The organism is Lacimonas salitolerans, assembly GCF_042677865.1.
Lineage (GTDB): Bacteria > Pseudomonadota > Alphaproteobacteria > Rhodobacterales > Rhodobacteraceae > Lutimaribacter > Lutimaribacter salitolerans.
In genome coordinates, this window is record NZ_JBHUDD010000039.1 from 24,122 (window position 1) to 45,091 (window position 20,970).

A 20,970-nucleotide genomic window follows, 5' to 3' on the forward strand; every position below is an offset into this window, starting at 1 on the left:
GCCGCGTTGGGGCAGGGTGCAAGCCATCGGATCACGGATCAGAATTCGGGTATGTCACCCTCGGGCACGTGCAGCGCGGCCCCTGTGGCCGCCTGCACCTGCGCCACGGTCACGCCCTGCGCCAGTTCGCGCAGGGCAAAGCCACCGGGAGTGACGTCGATCACCGCCATGTCGGTAAAGATGCGGGTGACGCAGGCCGATGCGGTCAAAGGCAGGGTGCAGCGCGTCAGCAGCTTGGGATTGCCCGCCCGGTCGGTATGGGTGGTCAGCACGGCCACGCGCCGCGCCTTTTGCGCCATTTCCATCCCCCCGCCGACCCCGGGCGAGAATTTGCCGGGGATCTTCCAGTTCGCCAGGTCGCCGTTTTCCGCCACCTCGAACGCGCCCAGCATGGTCAGGTCCAGCCGCCCCGACCGCACCAGCGCAAAGCTGGTGGCGCTGTCAAAGAACGCCGAACCCGGCAGGGTCGAGACATAGGCCCCGCCCGCGTCGATCAGGTTACGGTCGGCCTTCTCGGGGGGCAGGGCGGGGCCGATGCCCGTCAGCCCGTTTTCGGTATGCAGGCAGACCGGAAAATCCGCCGCCAGATGGCCCACGACCTGCGTTGGCAGGCCGATGCCAAGGTTCACCACCATGCCGGTCGCGATGTCACGCGCGGCGCGGGCGATCATGCGGGTCTTAGCGTCGGACAACGGCGTATTCCTGTGTCAGTTCGGGGATGTGCACGACGTGATCGACGAAGGGGCCGGGGGTGTGGATGTCATCGGGGGCCAGCGCGCCGGGGGCGACGATCTGCTCGGCCTCGACGATCACGGTGTCAGCGGCCATCGCCATCAGCGGGTTGAAATTGCGCGCCGTGGCAGCATAGCGCAGATTGCCGAATGTATCGGCAGCAGCGGCATGCAACAACGCCACGTCGGCACGCAACGCGGTTTCGACCATCCACGCCTGCCCATCCAGCGTGACACGGGGCTTGCCCGCGCCCAGTTCGGTGTCCATCCCGATGTCGGTCAGGATGCCGCGCAGGCCCGCACCGCCTGCGCGGATACGCTCGGCCAGAATCCCTTGCGCGCAGAACTCGACCGCAATCGTTGCGTCGTTCATCTGCTTGATCGCATTGGCATTCAGCCCCAGATGCGTGGTGATCAGGCGGCTTACGCACCCGGCCACCAACAGGTGATCAACCCCCATGCCGGTTTCATTCGCGTCGTTCTTGATGACTGTCAGATCGCGTTTGCCTTGACGCACAAGCTCTTGAATCAAAAGGAAAGGCGTGCCCGGCACACCGAACCCGCCCAGCATCACCGCCGCCCCGTCCGGAATGGCGGCAACGGCCTGTTCCATCTTGGTGGTCTTGTCGGGCAGCCTCATGCGGCGGCCCGGTCCAGACCGGCCTCGGCCGCGAAATCGTCCAGCGCGGCGGTCAGCATCTCCATGACCTCGTCCACCTGCGCCTCGGTCGTGATCATCGGCGGGCAGACAAGGAAATGATCACCCGACAGCCCCCCGCGCGTGCGGCGCGAATAGATGATCAGCCCCTTGTCATAGGCGATATCGACCAGCCGGGAATGCGCGTTCAGGCCGGGCGGCAGTGGCTCCATCGTCACGCGATCCGCCACCAGTTCAAATGCCAGAAGCAAGCCCTTGCCGCGCACATCGCCAATGAACGGATAGCGGTTCATCAACGCATTCAGGCGCGATTTCAGATAGATACCGACCGCTTCTGCATTGCCGATCAAACCGGCGCGTTCGATCTCGTCGATCACGGCGGCCCCTGCGGCGCAGGCCAACGGGTTGCCCGCATAGGTGTGGCCATGGGCAAACCCGCCTGCATCCAGCACGGCATCCACAATGTCGTCGCGCGCGATCATCGCGCCCAGCGGCACATAGCCGCCGCCAAACCCCTTGGAGATCGAGATCAGGTCAGGCGCCGTGCCCCAGTGATCTGCACCCCAGAACTTGCCCGTGCGCCCGCCGCCTGACATCACCTCGTCATGGATCAACAACACCCCGTAAGTATCGCAAATTTCTCGTATTCTTTGCATGTAGCCCGCAGGTGGCACCAGCGCGCCGGTGGACGCGCCACCGACAGGTTCGACGATAAAGGCCAGCACGGTATCGGGCTCTTCGTCCAGGATCTTGCGCTCCAGCATGTCGGCGTAATGGTGCCCCGTGGCCGGATCATCCGCGTCCAGCCCATCCAGATAGGCCCGCGGCGCGGGGATCTTGGGCATTCGCTGCAACATCGGATCGAAAGGCGCGGACAGCGGCGCATAGCCCGTCACCGCCAGCGCGCCCAGCGTGGAGCCGTGATAGGACGGCATGCGCGAGATCACCTTGAACCTTTGCGCCTGACCGATCGCCAGCGCATATTGCCGCGCCAGTTTCAGCGTGCTTTCCACCGCCTCGGACCCGCCCGACACGAAAAACACCCGGCTCAACCCCTCGGGGCACAGAACGGCTGTCTTTTCTGCAAGGATTTCCGATGCTTCCGTCTGGAAGTGCAACCGATACCCAAAGGTCGATTTCTCCATCTGCGCGCGCATGGCGCCCAGAACGGCGGGGTTGGAATGGCCGATGTTGCTGACCATCGCCCCGCTGGAGCCGTCTATGTAACGCTTGCCGCTCTTGTCCCACATGTAGATGCCTTCGGCGCGATCCAGTTCGGGGCGCGGCAGGCGGGATTGGTAGAAAAGTTTGCTGGCCATTGGCACGTTCCTTGAAAGTCTGCGGCTATCTTGCACGGCAGGGCCGACCGTTCAAACCCATAACGGTCGTCCCGCCTGCGTTCTACGCCAGCTTGCCCAGCATCCGCGCCCAGCTTCGGATGCCCTTGTGGAAACAGGCGACATCGTATTTCTCGTTCGGGGAATGGATATTGTCATCGTCGCGGGCGAACCCGGTCAGCAGGGCATCCATGCACAGGATCGTCTTGAAATGCCCCGCGATCGGGATCGAGCCGCCACAGCCCACATAGGCCGCCTCGTCGCCCCATTCCTCGGTCAGGGCGGCGCGGGTCTGTTCGAACAGCGGATGATCGGTGGCCATGCGCGACCCGCCGGCCCCGCCCGACAGCTTGAACTCGGCCCGGCAGTCGGCGGGCAGTTGCGCGGTGATCCAGTCGCGGAACGCGGCGCGGATCGCCACAGGATCCTGATCGCCCACAAGGCGGAAACTGATCTTGGCATGGGCCTGCGCGGGCAGAACGGTCTTGAACCCCGCGCCGGTGTAGCCGCCCCAGATGCCGTTGATTTCCGCCGTGGGCCGCGACCAGATCATTTCCAGCGGCGTGCGGTCCTGCTCGCCCGCGGGTATGCCCAGCCCGACATCGCCCAGAAACCGCTTGTGATCAAAACCCAGCGCGTCCCATTGCGCGGCCAGCTCCGCATCCAGATCGGGGACACCGTCATAGAACCCGGGGATCGTGACGCGCCCCTGATCGTCATGCAGGCCACCCAGAACGCGGGTCAGAACGCGGATCGGGTTCATTGCCACCCCGCCATACATGCCCGAATGCAGATCGCGCGCGGGGCCGTGGATCGTGACCTCTTCGGCCACCAGGCCGCGCAGCATGGTCATGATCGCGGGCGTCTGCGACTGGAACAGCCCGGTGTCGCAGATCAGCGCCAGATCGGCGCGCAGCTCGTCGGCATTTTCGGTCAGGAACGGCACCAGCGAGGGCGAGGATGATTCCTCTTCGCCCTCGAACAGGATCGTCAGCCGACAGGGCAGGCTGCCATGCACCGCTTTCCAGGCGCGACACGCCTCGACAAAGGTCATCAACTGACCCTTGTCATCCGATGATCCGCGCGCCCGGATCGTCTGACCATGGGGGCCGTCAACGACCGCCGGGTCGAACGGGTCGCTGTCCCACAACTCAACCGGATCAACGGGTTGCACGTCATAGTGACCGTAAAACAGGATATGCGGCGCCTCTACCGGTCCGTCCATGTGACCCACCACCATCGGGTGACCGGGCGTCGGGCGCACCGTTGCGTCAATGCCGATGGATTGCAGATCCTCCACCAGCCACTCGGCCGCGCGCTGACACTCGTCCGCAAACTCCGGATCGGTCGAGATCGACCGGATGCGCAGCAGATCCTGCAGGCGGGCAATCGCATTGGGCAGGTCGGCATCGATGTGGTCAAGAACGGGATCGGTGGTCATGGCGGCTCCTTTTCATTTTGGCGCAGCCTAGCGTCTGTTACGGAAGGTGCAATCGGGCGCCGGCGTTTGATGTAAATCAAGGCAGGCGGACCGTGGCATTTTGTAACCTGTTGCACACATGTGGGCAGGATTATATCCAGTCTAATTCCTAGAACGGCGATGCATTGCATCGCCATCCAGACCGAAAGGACAAGCCCGGTGGATTACAACGCCCAGCTGGATCAAGCGATCAACCGTCTGCACGAAGAAGGCCGCTATCGCACCTTCATCGATATCGAGCGTGAAAAGGGCAATTTTCCCCATGCCACATGGCATCGCCCGGACGGTGAGAAGCAGCCCGTAACCATCTGGTGCGGTAATGATTACCTGGGAATGGGGCAGAATTCGGTTGTCCTGACCGCGATGGCCGAGGCGCTGGAAGCGACGGGCGCCGGATCGGGCGGCACGCGCAACATCTCGGGCACCACGGTCTATCACAAGCGGCTTGAGGCGGAACTGGCCGATCTGCACGGCAAGGAGGCGGCGTTGCTGTTCACCTCGGCCTACATCGCCAATGATGCCACGCTCAGCACGCTGCCGAAACTCTTTCCCGGTCTGATCATCTATTCCGACGAACTGAACCACGCCAGCATGATCGAAGGTGTGCGTCGCAACGGCGGGGCCAAGCGGATTTTCCGTCACAACGACGTGGCCCATCTGCGCGAGTTGCTGGCCGCCGACGATCCCGCCACGCCCAAGCTGATCGCGTTCGAATCCGTCTATTCGATGGACGGCGATTTCGGCCCGATCGAGGCGATCTGCGACCTGGCTGACGAATTCGGCGCGCTGACCTATATCGACGAGGTCCATGCCGTGGGCATGTATGGCCCGCGCGGGGCCGGCGTGGCCGAGCGTGACCGGCTGATGCACCGTCTGGACATCATCAACGGCACCCTCGCCAAGGCCTATGGCGTGATGGGCGGCTATATCGCCGCATCGGAAAAAATGTGCGATGCCATAAGGTCTTATGCGCCCGGCTTCATCTTCACCACATCGCTGCCGCCCAGCATCGCGGCTGGGGCTGCAGCCTCGGTCGCGTGGCTCAAGACCTCGCAAGGGCAGCGGCTGCGCGACGCGCATCAGCAGCAGGCCAAGGTGCTGAAGCTGCGGCTCAAGGGCATGGGCCTGCCCATCATCGACCACGGCAGCCATATCGTGCCGGTCATCGTCGGCGATCCGGTGCATACCAAGAAACTGTCGGACATGTTGCTGGACCAGTTCGGGATCTATGTGCAGCCGATCAACTATCCCACCGTGCCACGCGGGACCGAGCGGCTGCGGTTTACCCCGTCGCCGGTGCACGGCGCGAGCGAGACGGACAAGCTGGTGCGCGCGATGGATAATCTGTGGTCGCACTGTGCGCTAAATCGTGCCGAATTGAGTGCCTGACCCCACCGCAGGTGTTATCCGCCTTGTTTCGTGGTAGCCTGCCGTTAAGAAATGGCGCGACTCGAATCGGGGATGACTTCGGGTGGCGACTGCAAAACGGGGCAGGGTGGCATGATCGGGCGCAGATCTCAGCGCGAAGGCGGGGTGAAAGCCGACGAACCCAAAGGGTTCGATGATTTTGATCTGCGTCTTGGCGACATGATGCGCGGCGAACGCGCCACCTTGGGCAAGTCCCTGCTGGATGTGCAGCGCGAGCTGCGCATCAAGGCCAACTACATTGCCGCCATCGAAAACTGCGATCCTTCGGCCTTTGACACGCCCGGCTTCATTGCCGGCTACGTTCGGTCCTACGCGCGCTATCTGAACATGGATCCCGACCATGCCTTTGCGCAGTTCTGCGCCGAAAGCGGCTTTTCGACCGCGCATGGCATGTCGGCCGAGGCCAGTTCGATCAAGAAGCCCGATCTGCCCCGGCAGGCCCCCGTGGCGCGTGATCCGTTCTCGCAGCCCACAACCCCCTTTGCCCCTGCCCGCGACGCGCTGTTCAGCCAGGTGGAACCGGGCGCTGTCGGGTCGGTGCTGGTGTTGCTGGCGCTGATCGGGTCCATCGGGTTTGGCGGCTGGACGGTGTTCACCAAGGTGCAGCAGGTGCAGGTCACGCCGGTCGAAAACGCGCCCGATGTGCTGTCGGACCTTGATCCGCTGATGACGGCGCAATCCAATGGCGCGTTCGCGCCCGCGCCCGAGGCACTGGACCGCCTGTATCGGCCCGAGGCGCTGGATGTGCCCGTGCTGGTATCGCGGGATGCGCCGATTTCCACCCTTGATCCTGACACGGTCGGCGTGTTTGCCGCGCCCGAAGGTCCGTCGATGCCGCAGGGCGTGTTCCCGCTTCAGGGGCCGTCGCTGCCCCAGATCGACCGCACGGATGCCATCGCGCTGGCCCTGGCCGAGGCGCAGGGCGTGGCGGGTCAGGACGGTGCGGGCCAAGGGGACAGCACCCTGCCGCAAGTGGTTGAAAGGCTGGGCCCGGGTGTCACGATCGTGGCCGCGCGCCCGTCATGGGTCCGGGTGCGCTCGGCCGACGGGACCACCGTATTCGAAGGCATCATGGAAGGCGGCGACACCTATGCCGTGGCCCAGACACAGGACCCGCACACGATCCGTGTTGGCGAAAGCGGCGCGATCTATTTCGCCGTCGATGGTCAGACCTACGGCCCCGCCGGTGCGCGCGGCTCGGTCACGTCCAACCTGGTGCTGGCCGCAGACAGCCTGACCGGCACCTATCAGATGGCCGATATCGACGCCGATGGCGATCTCGCCCGGGTTGTGGCTGAATTGCGTGGGCAGCCATCCGACACCCTCGCGGCAGACTGACCCGGATAAGACGTTGCGCGCGGGCCTGTCACGGCCTAAGTCCATGGTGACACCCCTGCGCAGGAGGCTTTCAATGTCGCTCAACCACATCCGCCCGTGGCGCAACATCCACCGCCGCAAAAGCCGCCAGATCATGGTGGGCAACGTGCCGGTCGGGGGGGATGCGCCGATCACGGTGCAGACCATGACCAACACGCCGACCACCGACATCGCCGCCACAATCGCGCAGGTGCAGGCCGCCGCCGAGGCCGGGGCCGATATCGTGCGCATTTCGGTGCCCGATCAGGACAGCAGCCGCGCGTTGAAGGAGATCGTGCGCGAAAGCCCGGTGCCCATCGTGGCCGACATCCACTTTCATTACAAACGCGGGATCGAGGCCGCCGAGGCCGGGGCCGCCTGCCTGCGCATCAACCCCGGCAACATCGGCAGCCAGGACCGTGTGCGCGAAGTGATCCGCGCCGCGCGCGATCACAACTGCTCGATCCGCATCGGGGTGAACGCCGGCAGTCTGGAAAAGCACCTGCTCGACAAATACGGCGAGCCGACGCCCGACGCCATGGTCGAATCCGGTCTGGACCACATCAAGATCCTGCAGGACAACGACTTTCACGAGTTCAAGATCAGCTGCAAGGCGTCGGACGTGTTCATGGCCGCCACCGCGTATCAGATGCTGGCCGATCAGACCGACGCGCCGATCCATCTGGGCATCACCGAGGCTGGCGGGTTGACATCCGGCACGATCAAATCGGCGATCGGGCTGGGCAACCTGCTGTGGATGGGCATCGGCGACACGATCCGCGTGTCGCTTTCGGCTGACCCCGTGCAAGAGGTCAAGGTCGGGTTCGAGATCCTGAAATCGCTGGGCCTGCGTCATCGCGGGGTCAACATCATCTCGTGCCCCTCCTGCGCGCGGCAGGGTTTTGACGTGATCAAGACGGTCGAGGCGCTGGAGACGCGGCTGGAACACATCAAGACGCCCATGAGCCTGAGCATCATCGGCTGCGTGGTCAACGGCCCCGGCGAGGCGCTGATGACCGATGTGGGCTTTACCGGCGGCGGCAACGGCTCTGGCATGGTCTATCTGGCGGGCAAGCAAAGCCACAAGATGAGCAACGACCAGATGATCGAGCATATCGTCGAAGAGGTCGAGAAAAAGGCCGCCGAGATCGAGGCAAGCCAGTCGGCACAGGCCGCCGAATAGGCGCTACTCCAGATACCGACGCAGCACCACGGGCGGCACGTGGCCGCGCACCATCATGCGCGGAAACACGTAAGAGGGGGCCATGTCCAGCTCCAGCGCGGCGGCCAGATCGCCGTGGTCGACCATGTCGAGTATGGTGAAACTCACGCCCAACTCCTGCGCCAGCGCGGCCAGTTCCTCCAGCGCACGATCGCAATCGGTGCAGTCAGGTGAAGTGAAAACGGCCAGCGCCGCGCCATCCGGAAACAGCGTATCGGCGTGACGGTCGATCGCCGACAGGTCGCTGTCCACCGCATCGGCAAAGGGCGACGGCCCTGCCAGCGCCCGGTCCACGAGATTCGGGTCTGCCAACAGGACCGCGCGGATTTCGGCATGAAACGCCGCGCGTTCCGCTGCGGTCAGGGCGGTGAAGTCGGTCTGCGCCACCAGCGGCGTGCCTGCACCAAGCAAGGCGCAGGCGGCAAGGCCCAGCGCGCGCATTTACTCGGCGCGGACCTGCTCGACGAGCTGCTGCATCCCGTCGATGGGCACATAGCCGCGCACCATCTGCTCGCCAAAGACAAAGCTGGGCGTGCCCTGAATCTGCAACCGCCCGGCCAGCGCGCGATTTTCTGCGATGATCCGGTCGACGCCCGGCGCATCCATCCCGGCCAGAATCGCCTCGGCATCCAGCCCCAGCCCTTCGGCCAGACGGGTCAGCGATCCGGTGCCGATGCTGCCGGTATAGCTCATCAGCGCGTCATGCACCTGCTTGTAGGCCTCATCGCCCGCGACGGCCTTTGTGGCCAGCGCAAAGCGCGATGCCATCACCGATTGCTCACCCAGAATGGGAAATTCCTTGAGGACAAGGCGGATGTTGTCGTCGAACTCCAGCAACTGCTCGACCTCGGCAAAGGCCTGACGGCAATAGCCGCAACGGTAGTCCATGAACTCCACGATGGTCACGTCGCCGTCGGGGTTGCCGCCGACCCAGTCGTCGCTGTTGTTGAACAGGGCCTCGGCATTGACCCGCACAAGATCGACATCGGCCTGCGCCTGCTGTTCGGTCTGTTGCTGTTCCAGAACCGCGACCGCCTCCATGATCACCTGCGGGTTTTCCAGCAGATAGTCGCGGATTTCGGCACGGAACGCCGTGCGCTCGTCCTCGGTCATCTGGGTCAGGTCAAAAGCCCCGGCAGGGGCCGCAAGGGCGGCCAGCGACAGGGTGGCGGCGGCAAGTGTGCGGTTCATCTTGGTCAACTCCGTTATGCACGCGGTTTGGGCGGCAGAGATCACATCCTGCGTGTGAATGCCAGCGTGACTGCGATCATCCTCGCAAGGGCAGATTGCCGGATACAAGACATTGACCCTCGCGCGCTTTGCCTGTGAACTGACCGCTTGTGCAAACCATAGGAAGAACATGATGCGGAACTCAACCCGTGGCGATGTCGATCCCTTCATTGTGATGGACGTGATGGAGGCCGCCCGCACCGCAGAAGAGGCAGGCCGCCACATCATCCACATGGAGGTGGGCCAGCCCGGCACGCCCGCACCGGCGGTTGCGCGCGACGCGCTGGCCCATGCCATGCAGGACCAGCCGCTGGGCTATACCGTGGCGCTGGGGCTGCCCGCGTTGCGCGCGCGCATCGCGCGCCTGTACGGCGAGTGGTACGGTGTCGATCTCGACCCGGCCCGCGTGGTCGTGACGCCCGGCAGCTCGGGGGCCTTCATCCTCGCCTTCACCACGCTGTTTGATGCCGGCGACCGGGTGGGCATCGGCGCGCCCGGCTATCCCAGCTATCGCCAGATTCTCAAGGCGCTGGACCTGTCCCCGGTGATGATCGAAACCGCCGTCGAAAACCGGTTCCAGCCGGTGCCGGGCGATCTGGCGGGGCTGGATCTGGCCGGGCTGATGGTGGCCAGCCCCGCCAATCCCAGCGGCACGATGCTGGGCCGAGCGGAAATGGCCGCGCTGATGGATGCAGCGGCGGATCAGGGCGCGGCCTTCATCAGCGACGAGATCTATCACGGCATCGAATACGAGGCCAAGGCCGTCTCCGCGCTGGAAATCAACGACGCGTGCTACGTCATCAACTCGTTTTCCAAGTATTTCAGCATGACCGGCTGGCGCATCGGCTGGATGGTGGTGCCGCCCGATCATGTGCGGCGGGTCGAACGACTGGCGCAGAACCTGTTCATCTGCCCGTCCCATGCCAGCCAGATCGCGGCGCTGGCGGCGATGGATGGTGGCGACGAGTTGCGCGACAACATGGCCGTCTATACAAAAAACCGCCAGTTGATGTTGGACGGCCTGCCCAAGGCCGGGTTCGACCGCATCGCGCCCCCTGACGGTGCGTTCTACGTCTATGCCGATGTCAGCCACATGACCGATGACAGCCGCGCCTTCTGCGCCGAGATACTGGACCAGGCGGGCGTCGCCGTCACGCCGGGGCTGGATTTCGACGCGGCGCGCGGGGCGGGGACGATCCGGTTTTCCTATGCCCGCGCCACCGCCGACATCACCGAAGGTCTGGCGCGGCTGGAACGGTTCATGCGGCAGACCGGACGCCTGTAGCGCCATGAAGCGCGCGCTGGCCTTCGTGGTTCTGGCCCTCGCCGCGCTGGTGCTGGCGCTGATCTGGCGCGCGCAATCCCCGGCCCCCGGTATCGCGTCCGAGTTTGACGCAGGCCCCGGACGCGCGCCGGTCGTGGTGCTGCTGGGCGGCTCCGAGGGCGGGCGGTTCCGTCCTGATCATCCGCTGGTCGCAGAGCTGGGGCTGGCCGGGTTTCATGTGGCGCGCGTGGCCTATTTCGGCGCGCCGGGAACGCCCGCGCATCTGGATCGCATCGCACTGGACCCGCTGGAAAGCCATCTGGCCACGCTGGCGCAGGAGGAACGCGTCGATGCGCGCTGCATCTACCTGGCCGGGGCCTCGAAGGGGGCGGAACTGGCGCTGCTGTTGGCCTCGGGTACCCCGTCGGTGGGTGCCGTTGCGGCGGTGGCCCCGTCGCATGTGGTGTTTCAGTCGTCGCGCATCACGCCTTTTCGCTGGTCAAGCTGGCGGCGCGGCGATCAGCGGCTGGCCTTTGTGCCCTATCCCCGCGATCTGTCGGCGCTGCGCGGCATCCTTGCTGGCGATGGCTATCTGGAAATGCACCGCCGCGCGCTGGAAAACCCCACCGCCACGGACCGCGCCGCCATCCCGGTCGAGCGTATCGCGGGCCCGGTCCTGCTGCTGGGCGCCGCGCAGGATCAGGTCTGGCCCTCGGCCGAGATGGCGCGCGCCGCCGCCGAACGCCTGACTGCCTCAGAGTTCGCCCATCCGGTTACCCTGCGCATCCTGGATACCGATCACTACCTGCTCGATCACGCCTCTGCCCGGGCCGAGGTTGTCACCTTTCTGACCGCCACCGCGCAGAACGCGGGCTGCCTGCCGCCTGTGATGCGCTAAGGCTTTTCCTGCCCGGGCGATTTCTGCTAGTTTGCGCGCAAGCCGGGCGGAACCGGCAGGGGGCATGGCATGGGCAGGGTTCTGGCATTTCTGATATGTGTGGTCTGGGGCACGGGTGCCGCGGCGCAAGAGTTCAGCGCGCTGGCGCGGGTCGATCCCGCGGCCAGTTCGCTGACCGACACCCATGGCGGCGCGGCCCTGACGCTGGCGCTGTCGCAGGGCGTGCCCTGGCGCGCCTATACGCTGGCAGAGCCGCCACGCCTTGTGCTGGATTTCCGCGAGGTCGTATGGGACGGGCTGACCACGCAGGGCTTTGACCGTTCCGAGGCCGCAACCGAGGTGCGCTTTGGCGGGTTCCGCCCGGGCTGGTCGCGCATGGTGATCGATCTTGATGGCCCGCTGGCCGTGGCAAAGGCGGGCATGCACGTGAAGCCGGACTCCGGCACCGCCGTGCTGGAGGTGCAGTTGCGCCGCGCCGATGCCGATGATTTCGCCGCCCGCTCGGGCGCGCCGCGCGATCCGCGCTGGGATCTGCCCGTGCCCAGCACGGTCGATATCGCCCCGGCCGTTCCCATGGGGCAGGGGCCGATCGTGGTGGTGCTGGACCCTGGCCATGGCGGCATCGATCCGGGGGCCGAATACGAAGACATCACCGAAAAAGAGCTGATGCTGACCTTCGCCCGCGAATTGCGTGATGTGCTGCGCCGGGCAGGCGGGTTTCAGGTGGTGCTGACCCGCGACGATGACATCTTTGTCTCGCTCGAACGCCGGGTCGCCATGGCGCACGAGGCAGGCGCCCATGTCTTCATGTCGCTGCATGCCGATGCGCTGGCGCAGGGGCAGGCCCACGGGGCCACCGTGCATGTGCTGGATGACGAGGCCAGCGATGCCGCCACCCGCCTGCTGGCCGAACGGCACGACCGCGATGATCTGCTCTCGGGCGTCGATCTGGACGGGCAGGATGACGTCGTGGCAGGCATCCTGATGGATCTGGCCCGGCGCGACACCCAGCCGCGCACCGAGCGGCTGGCCAATGCGCTGGTCGTGGGCATGCAGGATGCGGGCGGCCCGGTCAACAACAGGCCCCTGCGCCGCGGCGCGTTCTCGGTGCTCAAGGCCGCCGATATCCCTTCGGTGCTGATCGAGGTGGGGTTTTTGTCCAGCCCGCGCGACGCGGCCAACCTGAAAGACCCTGACTGGCGCAGGGGCATGGCCCAAGGCATCGCCGCCGGGTTGCAGGCCTGGGCACAGGATGACATCGCCCGCGCCGGGCTGCGCCGCCAGTAGCGTCCGGCAACCCGGCGGGCAAGGTTTCGCCCATCCGGCACGCCAAGTTGTTTTGACCGCGCACGCCGCCCCATGTAAACAGAACGCCACACGGCAAAGGGAATACAGGTGCTACGGTTCATTCTATCTTTTCTGGGCGGGATATTCACGCTGGTCACTCTTGGCCTGCTGATGGTCGCATTGACGGTCGGCGCGGTGTTCTGGATGTATGGCCGCGACCTTCCCAGCCACGAAAGCCTGGCGCAATACACGCCCCCCACGATCAGCCGGATCTATTCGGCCGAGGGGCGCATCATCGACGAATTCGCGCAGGAACGTCGCCTGTTCACCCCGGCCGAGGAAATTCCCGATCTGGTCAAGCAGGCTTTCATCAGCGCCGAGGACAAGAATTTCTATTCCCACCAGGGCTTTGACGCCCGCAGCATCGCCGTTGCCGCCTACGAGGCCGTAGCATCGCGCGGGCAGGATGTGCGCGGGGCCTCGACCATCACGCAACAGGTGATGAAGAACTTTCTGCTGGGCGGCGAACGGCAGGCCGAACGCAAGATCAAGGAGATCATCCTTGCCACCAGGCTTGAGCAGACGCTGACCAAGGACAAGATCCTCGAGTTGTACCTGAACGAGATCTTCCTGGGCCAGAACTCATACGGGGTGACGGCGGCGGCCCAGACCTATTTCAACAAGACCCTCAGCGAACTTGAACCGCACGAGGCGGCCGCGCTGGCCTCGATGCCCAAGGCACCGTCCGATTATCACCCGGTCCGTCAAAAGGATCGGCTGCTGGCGCGCCGGGCCTTTGTGCTGCGGGAAATGCATGAAAACGGCTACCTGACCCAGGCCGAGTACCAGCTTGAACAGGCAATGCCGCTGCGATCGGTCCAGAACGGTGATTTCGAAAGCTACAGAACCGCCCTTCCGCCGCGCGACTACTTCACCGATGAAATCCGTCGCCAGTTGTCTGAAACCTTCGGCGAGGACGAGTTCTTTTCCGGCGGCATGGTGGTGCGCGCCACCATCGACCCCGAAATGCAGGAAATCGCGGCAAACTCGCTGCGCCGGCAACTCGAAGAGTATGACCGTGGGCTTGGCGAATGGCGCGGCACTGGCGAAACACTCCCCGCCGACAGCCTTGACAGCGAGCAGGGCTGGCGCGACGCGCTGGCTGCGGTCAGTGTCGCGCGCGACATCACGCTGGACGGCACATGGTATCCCGCCGTGGTTCTCGGGGTCGAGGATCAGACCCTGCGCGTCGGCATCGAAGGCGTGCAGGAAACCGAGGCTGAACCCTTCGTGGTCCCGCGCAACGATATCCAGTGGATGCGCGGCAGCTTTTTCGACAATTTCGAACCCGGCGATGTGGTGCATGTCCGCCGGATGACCACAGGCGATGACGGCACGGGCGATTTCATCCGCTGGACCCTGCGTCAGGTGCCCGAGGTACAGGGCGGGTTCATGGCGATGGACGTCAACACCGGCCGCGTGATCGCCATGCAGGGCGGGTTCTCGTACCAGCACTCGGTCTTCAACCGCGCCACACAGGCACAGCGGCAGCCCGGCTCCAGTTTCAAGCCCTTTGTCTATGCCTCGGCGCTCGACAGCGGCTACACCCCGGCAACCATCGTCATCGACGCCCCGATCGAGATCAACACGCCGCAGGGCCTGTGGCGGCCGCGCAATGCGACGAACACCTTTTACGGGCCGACGCCCCTGCGCACCGGGATCGAACAGTCGCGCAACCTGATGACCATCCGCCTTGCCGAAGAGGTCGGGATGGATGTGGTCGCCGACTATGCCGAGCGCTTTGGCGTCTACGACCGGATGAGCCGGTTTCTGGCCAACTCGCTGGGGTCCGAGGAAACCACCCTTTACAAGATGGTGGCGGCCTACGCGATGTTCGCCAATGGCGGCGAGCGCGTCGAACCCACGCTGGTCGACCGCATCCAGGACCGGTTTGGCACCACGGTCTATCGCCATGACAAGCGCGACTGCATCGAATGCGAGGATCCCGCGATCCCCGGCACCGAAAGCCCCCGCATCGTCACCAACCGCGAGCGCGTGATGAACGCCGTCACAGCCTATCAGCTCACCTCGATGATGAACGGCGTGGTCGAGCGGGGCACCGCTGCCCGCACCGTCAACCTGCCGGTGCCCGTCGCAGGCAAGACCGGCACCACCAACGACTCCAAGGACGTTTGGTTCGTCGGCTTCACCAACTCGGTCGTCGCGGGCTGCTACATCGGCTATGACACCCCGCGCAACCTGGGCCGCGGGGCCTCGGGCGGCGGCTTTTGCGGCCCGGTGTTCCAGCGTTTCATGAGCGAGGCGATCGAGAAATACGGCGGCGGCCGCTTTGCCATCCCCGACGAATGCATGTTCCTCAAGATCGACCGCTTCACCGGCGCGCGCCTCTCCGACGATGCCACCGGCGATCACGTCGTGGCCGAATGCTTCCGCGAGGGCGAAGAGCCGATGTTCGGCATCACCTTCGACGGCGGCTTTGCCATGGGCGCCAACCTGCCGCTGGTCGAAGAGGTCGGCCGCCGCCAGGGCAGCGAGGTCACCACCTCGAGCGGGCGCACCGGCGTTGTCGGCCCCAAGGCCGACTTCGGCACAATGTCCTCGGGCGGCCTCTACTGACCGCAGGCATGGGGGGCGCAGGGCATACCCTTGCCCCGCCCCCTGTGCTGGTCTATCACCCCGGTCTGACACCCAGATTCAGGTCTGACACTTCAATTCAGGACACCCCCATGCGCGCCGAGGCCCAGAACACCGTTGCCGAGATCGAAAAATCGCTGGACCTGCTGCGCCAGCGCATGAACTGGGACACCGTCCGGCACCGGCTTGAGGAGTTCAACGCACGGGTCGAGGATCCGACCCTCTGGGATGATCCCGCCGCCGCGCAGAAGCTTATGCGCGACCGGCAGGCGCTGGTCGATGCCATAGCCACCCATGACAGCATCCAGCAGGAAATGACCGACCATGTCGGCATGATCGAACTGGGCGAGATGGAGGACGACACCGAGGTCGTGGCCGAGGCCGAAACCGCGCTCAAGGCGCTGGCAACCCGCGCTGCCGCCAAGGAGCTTGAGGCGCTGTTGAACGGCGAGGCCGATGGCAACGACGCCTTTCTGGAAATCAACGCAGGTGCCGGCGGCACAGAGGCCTGCGACTGGGCGCAGATGCTGGCGCGCATGTATGTCCGCTGGGCCGAGCGGCGCGGCTTTCAGGTCGATCAGCAGGACATGAGCCCCGGCACCGAGGCCGGGATCAAATCCGTGGTCTACCAGATCAAGGGCCAGAACGCCTATGGCTGGCTGAAATCCGAATCCGGCGTGCACCGTCTCGTTCGCATCTCGCCCTTCGGCAAGGGCACGCGCGAGACGTCCTTTGCATCCGTCTGGGTCTACCCCGTGGTCGATGACAACATCGAGATCGAGGTGAACCCCTCCGAGATCCGCGTCGACACCTACCGCTCTTCCGGGGCCGGGGGCCAGCACGTCAACACCACCGACTCGGCCGTGCGCATCACCCACATCCCCACGGGCATCGTGGTGACAAGTTCCGAGAAATCCCAGCACCAGAACCGCGACATCGCCATGAAGGCGCTGAAATCGCGGCTCTACCAGATGGAGCTGGAAAAGCGCACCGCGAGTATACAAGAGGCCCACGACGCCAAGGGCGACGCCGGCTGGGGCAACCAGATCCGATCCTACGTGCTGCAACCCTACCAGATGGTCAAGGACCTGCGCACCAGCTACGAGACCAGCGACACCCAAGGCGTCCTCGACGGCGCCCTCGACGGCTTCATGGCCGCGACACTGGCGATGAACGTGTCGGGGAAGAGCAGGGCCGAGGCGCAGGAGGAGTAGGGGGGCTTTACGTCTTTGCAGTCCGAAGCGGAACCGTCGCTCCCGGTGCTAGGCCGCGATAGCTGACCTTCGCCGGATGAGCAGTGAACTGGCAAACTGCGGGTCGGAACCCGTCGTTCGCGAGAGCCGAGGCGATGTCGGCAGGTAGCCCTAGGCGGCAATTCACAACTTGCGCTGATGCCGCGACGCTACTTCACCGGACCGGTCGTTCATCAAGGGATGCGTCAGGACTGATTGCCGTCGGCCATGCGAAAGAGCTGCCGTTGCCATACCCCCATCAATCTGAGAACCTCAAACCAAACCATAGTCATTGAGGACGGGACAAATGCGGCGTGTACTACTGGCACTTACCGTAATGGCGGCACCGGTTGGCGCTCAGCAATACCCAACAGAATGGCGATATCTTGATGTGGCGGCGGACGCGAATGGCTGGCGCTCAGTCTTTCGTGAGATTGCGACCATCAATGCCTGTCGCTCGATGATTGGAGAAGTTGTCGAAACTTACCTTGGTGGACCAGAGATCGCCAGAGAAATGGGCATGGCTTCATCGCAGATCGGGCCAGACGCATCAGGCATGTTCCATATCAGGATTGAAGAAAAACTTGCCGGTGTTGTTGGCTGCACGATGAGCAGTGATCCTGCACTGCAAGCACTATCTGGCCCCGAGGACATGATCGCGATGTTCATGGATAAAGTGAATTAGGGTCCCTGCCGTTGATCGCCGCGCATTGCGCTAAGGTCTGCTGTCGGGAAACCGCCCAGTGTTTGCAAAGCCCGCTCCCTGCGCATAGCCACCGTTCAGCAGACCCAAGCCCATACACCTACCTTGTGCCTACCTTGTGCATGCCTCGTGCATCCCCATTTCCGCCCCATAACCTCACCGTGGCATCAGCCGCGTGATCCCCACGGCGGCGGCGCGGGCGAGGTCGAGATCCAGGGACATCGGAATGTACTCCCCGCGCCGCCACAGCTCTCCCATGTCGTCGTAGAACCGCGACAACGGGTGCCCCGATTGCCCCGTGGCCAGGATGAAAACGCTGCTGTCGGGGTCGGTGAAATCATACACCCCGCGATAGCCGGCGGCGTGGACATTCTCGAACGGGGCCGGGCCTTGGCCTGAAATCTTCCCTCGCATCAATGTGTTATCCCCGCCCGAGGTCGACTGACGGATGTTCACCACCCAGCGCAGCAGCGGCACGTCCCCCAACGTCGGATGGTCATGCGTCGCCTGATGCGCGTCGCCCCAGCGAAGGGATTCCAGCGTGCCGCCATAGGTCTCGGACAGCCAGATCACCGCCTCGTCCAGCGCCTGCCGCGCGATGTCGGTGCAGGTCTCGACGGGCGCGCTCTGGATCACGTCGCACCACGCCCCGGCGCCATCGACGTTGCGGTAGACACGCTCGATAAACAACGGTTCTATATGGGTAAAATCCCGCGCCAAGGGTCCGAGTTCATCGCGGATCAGCCGGTCCTGCAAGGCCCGCAGCCAGGCCGAATAGATCAGCGGCTCGGGCAGGTGTTCGTTCATCTCGCCGTTCCAGTCGGCCAGCAAGGTCAGCGCATCCTGCCGCCGCCGCTCGGCCGTCCCCTCGGGGGCCGGCGCGCCGGTGAACCACAGATCGGCGGCGATCAGCGGCAGCAAAGTGCGCGCGGTCGGTGACACCGTATCAAGCTGCGTTTCGATGAAACTGTCGCGCGTGTGCACCTGCCGCGACTGCATCAACCGCGTCCAGCGCTGCACCCGCTGGGTATCGCCCCAGTCAAACGAGACGTGCAGCGGAAAGGGCCGGTCGACGATCTTGTTGTTGGTGCTGCCCAGTATGCCACCCGGGGGTTGGATGAACTCGGGGTTCGAGCCATAGGGGCTGAGCCCTTTCCAGCGGTTGCGGTCCTGCCATCCGGGGGCGGGCATGCGCCCCTGGCTCTGGTGCTCGGCATCCCGGCGCGGGGCGTGGCCGATGGTCTTCATCGCGATCTGCACCCCGTCCACCAGCACCAGGTTGAACGACGGCGCGACATGCGGCTCGATCGCGGCGATGGCGTCCTGCACCGTGCGCGCCTGCATCAGCCGCAGCCAGCCCGCCAGGCTGCGATCCTCGCGGTTCAGCCCGGTCCATCCCAGCGCCATCACGTGGTTCTGGGGCGTGACGGTGCCAAGCTGGAAGTCGCTGCCCGACAGGACCGGGCCATTTTGCGTGTGGCGCAGGGTCATGGTGACGGGGGCCGCATCCTTGATGCGCAGGATCTCGCGCCGGGTGTCAAAGGCGCGGAAACCGTCGGGGGTTTCGTATTGCTGCGGGTCGTCCGGGTTCAGGCGTTCGACGAACAGATCCTGATCGTCCATATGCGAGGCCGCGATGCCCCAGCCCAGATCCTGGCTGCGGCCCGACAGGATCACCGGCAGGCCCGGGATCGTGGCGCCGATGACGCCCCCGGTCGAAAGCTCCAACCGGGCGAGATACCACAGCGCCGGGGCCGAGAGGGCGAAATGCGGGTCATTGGCCATGATAGTGCCCCCGGCAGCAGATCGTTTGGGCGCGGCGGCCCAGGCGTTCGACGCCCCTTGCAACCCGGGCCGGGCGACGGGCCAGAGGGCAGGAGGGGCGGCGTCCGGCTGCGCCTGAGCCAGGCGGGGCAGAGGGGTGTCGAACAGCGAGGCATAATCGGGCAGGGCGGCCACGCCGCTGCCGGGCGCGGCGGGCAGGATATCGGCCAGCCGGGCGGCATCCGGCAGCACCAGCGACACGCGAGCGCGCCGCACCTCGGTTTCCAGATGGCCCGTAACCTGCAACGCCAGCAATTTCATCATGGCGATGGAATCCGAGGGCTGCCAGGGGGAAATCGACGGGTTGAACAGGAACATCTCGGGCGCACCACGGCCCAGCGCGCGCTCGTTTATCTCGGCCAGGCGGGCGTTGATACCGGCGGAATAGGCGCGCAGCACCTCCAATGTCTCGGCATCCAGCGCGTCCACCGAGGCCCGTGCGGCCCCGGTGATATCCAATCGGCGCATCAGCTTGTCGGTTTCGACCGTGCGGGTGCCGAATACCTCGGACAGCCGGCCCTGCGCCGTGCGCCGTGCCACCACCATTTGCCACAGCCTGTCCTGAGCGTGCGAATAGCCCAGCCCGAAATACACGTCCGCGTCGGACTGACCCAGGATATGCGGCACATTGGCGTTGTCGCGCACGATCTCGACCGGGGCGGTCAGGCCGGTGACCGAATGGCGGGCGTCGTAATCGGGCAGGGAGCGTGCGGCCAGAAGGTAGACGGCGAACAGCGCCAGCAGCGCCAGCACGATCAGCCCGCCCGTGATCCGCAGCAGCCAATGAAAGACCTGCGCCATTGCCGCTTTCCAGTTCGTTCTTGCCTTTGACCCGATCCCTAGACACAAACCGGAGCGAACACAAACATTACAAGGAGGTGGAGAATGGCGAAACTGGCGTTTCTGGGGCTGGGTGTGATGGGCTATCCGATGGCCGGGCACCTGGCGGGCGCGGGCCACGAGGTCTGCGTCTACAATCGCACCACCACCAAGGCCGATGCCTGGGTCGAACAGCATGGCGGTCGGCACGCCGCGACCCCGCGCGAGGCAGCGACGGGGGCGGATTTCGTGATGGCCTGCGTCGGCAATGACGACGACCTGCGCAGCGTGGTGCTGGGCGAGGATGGCGCGCTGGCGGGGATGTCCGCGGGGGCGGTGTTTGTCGATCACACCACCGTGTCGGCCAGGGTCACGGCGGAGCTGTATCAGGCTGCGCGTGACAAGGATGTGGGGTTCGTCGACGCCCCGGTGTCAGGCGGGCAGGCCGGGGCAGAGAACGGCGTGCTGTCGATCATGTGCGGTGGCGATCAGGGCGATTTCGACCGGGCCGCGCCTGTGATGGCGGCCTATGGCCGGTCGATCAGCCGACTGGGCGAGAGTGGTGCCGGACAACTGACCAAGATGGTCAACCAGATCTGCATCGCGGGGCTGGTGCAGGGGCTGGCCGAGGGGCTGGCGTTTGCGCAAAAGGCGGGGCTGGATGGCCGTGCGGTGGTCGATGTGATCAAGGGCGGCGCAGCAGGAAGCTGGCAGATGGAGAACCGCCACGCCACCATGCTGGAGGATCATTTCGAGCATGGTTTTGGGTCCCTTCGCGATTTGTGTGGGTTAAGGCGCACTGGCCTGTTCAGGGTCGCACCAGATGTTGTTGTCACGACGTGAGGC

At 65.0% G+C, this 20,970-nt stretch carries 17 protein-coding genes; 10 read left to right on the top strand and 7 right to left on the bottom strand.

The annotated features are described in order from the left end of the window. Nucleotides 1-38 precede the first annotated feature (38 nt). From ACFTOW_RS05195 to ACFTOW_RS05210, 4 genes are all read right to left on the bottom strand, one after another. The gene (locus ACFTOW_RS05195; RefSeq protein ID WP_379913765.1) at nt 39-692 is read right to left on the bottom strand and encodes a 3-oxoacid CoA-transferase subunit B; all 654 of its coding nucleotides are present in this window, start codon (nt 690-692) and stop codon (nt 39-41) included. Further along, nucleotides 679-1,371 (bottom strand): CoA transferase subunit A, encoded by a 693-nt coding sequence (locus ACFTOW_RS05200; RefSeq protein ID WP_379913767.1) that lies wholly within the window; start codon nt 1,369-1,371, stop codon nt 679-681. The genes ACFTOW_RS05195 and ACFTOW_RS05200 overlap by 14 nt, the downstream gene beginning before the upstream one ends. Then, the gene (locus tag ACFTOW_RS05205) at nt 1,368-2,708 is read right to left on the bottom strand and encodes an aminotransferase family protein (RefSeq protein WP_379913769.1); all 1,341 of its coding nucleotides are present in this window, start codon (nt 2,706-2,708) and stop codon (nt 1,368-1,370) included. Before ACFTOW_RS05205 ends, ACFTOW_RS05200 begins: the two co-directional genes overlap by 4 nt. Before the next feature lie 82 nt (nt 2,709-2,790). Then, entirely contained in the window at nt 2,791-4,167 is a 1,377-nt protein-coding gene (locus tag ACFTOW_RS05210; RefSeq protein ID WP_379913771.1) for a M20/M25/M40 family metallo-hydrolase, read from the bottom strand. A gap of 198 nt (nt 4,168-4,365) precedes the next feature. Here ACFTOW_RS05210 and hemA point away from each other — a divergent pair, with 198 nt between their 5' ends. The 3 genes from hemA (at nt 4,366) to ispG (ending at nt 8,173) form a co-directional block, all read left to right on the top strand. Beyond that, nucleotides 4,366-5,595, top strand: coding sequence for a 5-aminolevulinate synthase (gene hemA, locus ACFTOW_RS05215; protein ID WP_379913773.1), 1,230 nt, complete (start codon nt 4,366-4,368; stop codon nt 5,593-5,595). Nucleotides 5,596-5,706: 111 nt separating this feature from the next. Then, nucleotides 5,707-6,972 (top strand): helix-turn-helix domain-containing protein, encoded by a 1,266-nt coding sequence (locus tag ACFTOW_RS05220; protein ID WP_379913775.1) that lies wholly within the window; start codon nt 5,707-5,709, stop codon nt 6,970-6,972. Nucleotides 6,973-7,045: 73 nt separating this feature from the next. Then, nucleotides 7,046-8,173 (top strand): flavodoxin-dependent (E)-4-hydroxy-3-methylbut-2-enyl-diphosphate synthase, encoded by a 1,128-nt coding sequence (gene ispG / locus ACFTOW_RS05225; RefSeq protein WP_379913777.1) that lies wholly within the window; start codon nt 7,046-7,048, stop codon nt 8,171-8,173. A gap of 3 nt (nt 8,174-8,176) precedes the next feature. On the opposite strand, the gene ACFTOW_RS05230 is transcribed toward ispG, so the two are convergent. Then, entirely contained in the window at nt 8,177-8,653 is a 477-nt protein-coding gene (locus tag ACFTOW_RS05230) for a thioredoxin domain-containing protein (protein ID WP_379913779.1), read from the bottom strand. Then, a complete protein-coding gene (locus tag ACFTOW_RS05235) occupies nt 8,654-9,403 on the bottom strand; it encodes a DsbA family protein (protein ID WP_379913781.1) in 750 nt (249 codons plus the stop codon). 172 nt (nt 9,404-9,575) lie between these two features. On the opposite strand from ACFTOW_RS05235, the gene ACFTOW_RS05240 reads away from it, so the two are divergent. The 6 genes from ACFTOW_RS05240 to ACFTOW_RS05265 all read left to right on the top strand — a co-directional run bounded on the left by ACFTOW_RS05240 (nt 9,576) and on the right by ACFTOW_RS05265 (nt 17,463). Continuing rightward, on the top strand, nt 9,576-10,727 hold the full coding sequence (locus ACFTOW_RS05240) for a pyridoxal phosphate-dependent aminotransferase (protein ID WP_379913783.1): 1,152 nt from the start codon (nt 9,576-9,578) through the stop codon (nt 10,725-10,727). A gap of 4 nt (nt 10,728-10,731) precedes the next feature. After that, entirely contained in the window at nt 10,732-11,604 is an 873-nt protein-coding gene (locus ACFTOW_RS05245) for an acyl-CoA thioester hydrolase/BAAT C-terminal domain-containing protein (protein WP_379913785.1), read from the top strand. 69 nt (nt 11,605-11,673) lie between these two features. Continuing rightward, complete coding sequence (locus ACFTOW_RS05250) at nt 11,674-12,891, top strand: N-acetylmuramoyl-L-alanine amidase (protein WP_379913787.1); 1,218 nt, start codon at nt 11,674-11,676, stop codon at nt 12,889-12,891. A 108-nt stretch (nt 12,892-12,999) separates the two neighbouring features. Further along, nucleotides 13,000-15,528, top strand: a complete 2,529-nt coding sequence (locus ACFTOW_RS05255; RefSeq protein WP_379913789.1) for a penicillin-binding protein 1A — start codon at nt 13,000-13,002, stop codon at nt 15,526-15,528. 110 nt (nt 15,529-15,638) lie between these two features. Continuing rightward, a complete protein-coding gene (gene prfB, locus ACFTOW_RS05260) occupies nt 15,639-16,760 on the top strand; it encodes a peptide chain release factor 2 (protein WP_379913791.1) in 1,122 nt (373 codons plus the stop codon). Nucleotides 16,761-17,085: 325 nt separating this feature from the next. Then, nucleotides 17,086-17,463, top strand: coding sequence for a hypothetical protein (locus ACFTOW_RS05265; RefSeq protein WP_379913793.1), 378 nt, complete (start codon nt 17,086-17,088; stop codon nt 17,461-17,463). A gap of 174 nt (nt 17,464-17,637) precedes the next feature. Here the strand turns inward: ACFTOW_RS05265 and ACFTOW_RS05270 are convergent, their stop codons facing one another. After that, nucleotides 17,638-20,106 carry a penicillin acylase family protein gene (locus ACFTOW_RS05270; RefSeq protein WP_379913795.1) on the bottom strand — a complete coding sequence of 823 codons (2,469 nt, stop codon included), beginning with the start codon at nt 20,104-20,106 and terminating at the stop codon, nt 17,638-17,640. A gap of 84 nt (nt 20,107-20,190) precedes the next feature. Between ACFTOW_RS05270 and ACFTOW_RS05275 the strand changes: the two genes are divergently transcribed. Next, on the top strand, nt 20,191-20,967 hold the full coding sequence (locus tag ACFTOW_RS05275; protein ID WP_379913797.1) for an NAD(P)-dependent oxidoreductase: 777 nt from the start codon (nt 20,191-20,193) through the stop codon (nt 20,965-20,967). Nucleotides 20,968-20,970 lie beyond the last annotated feature (3 nt).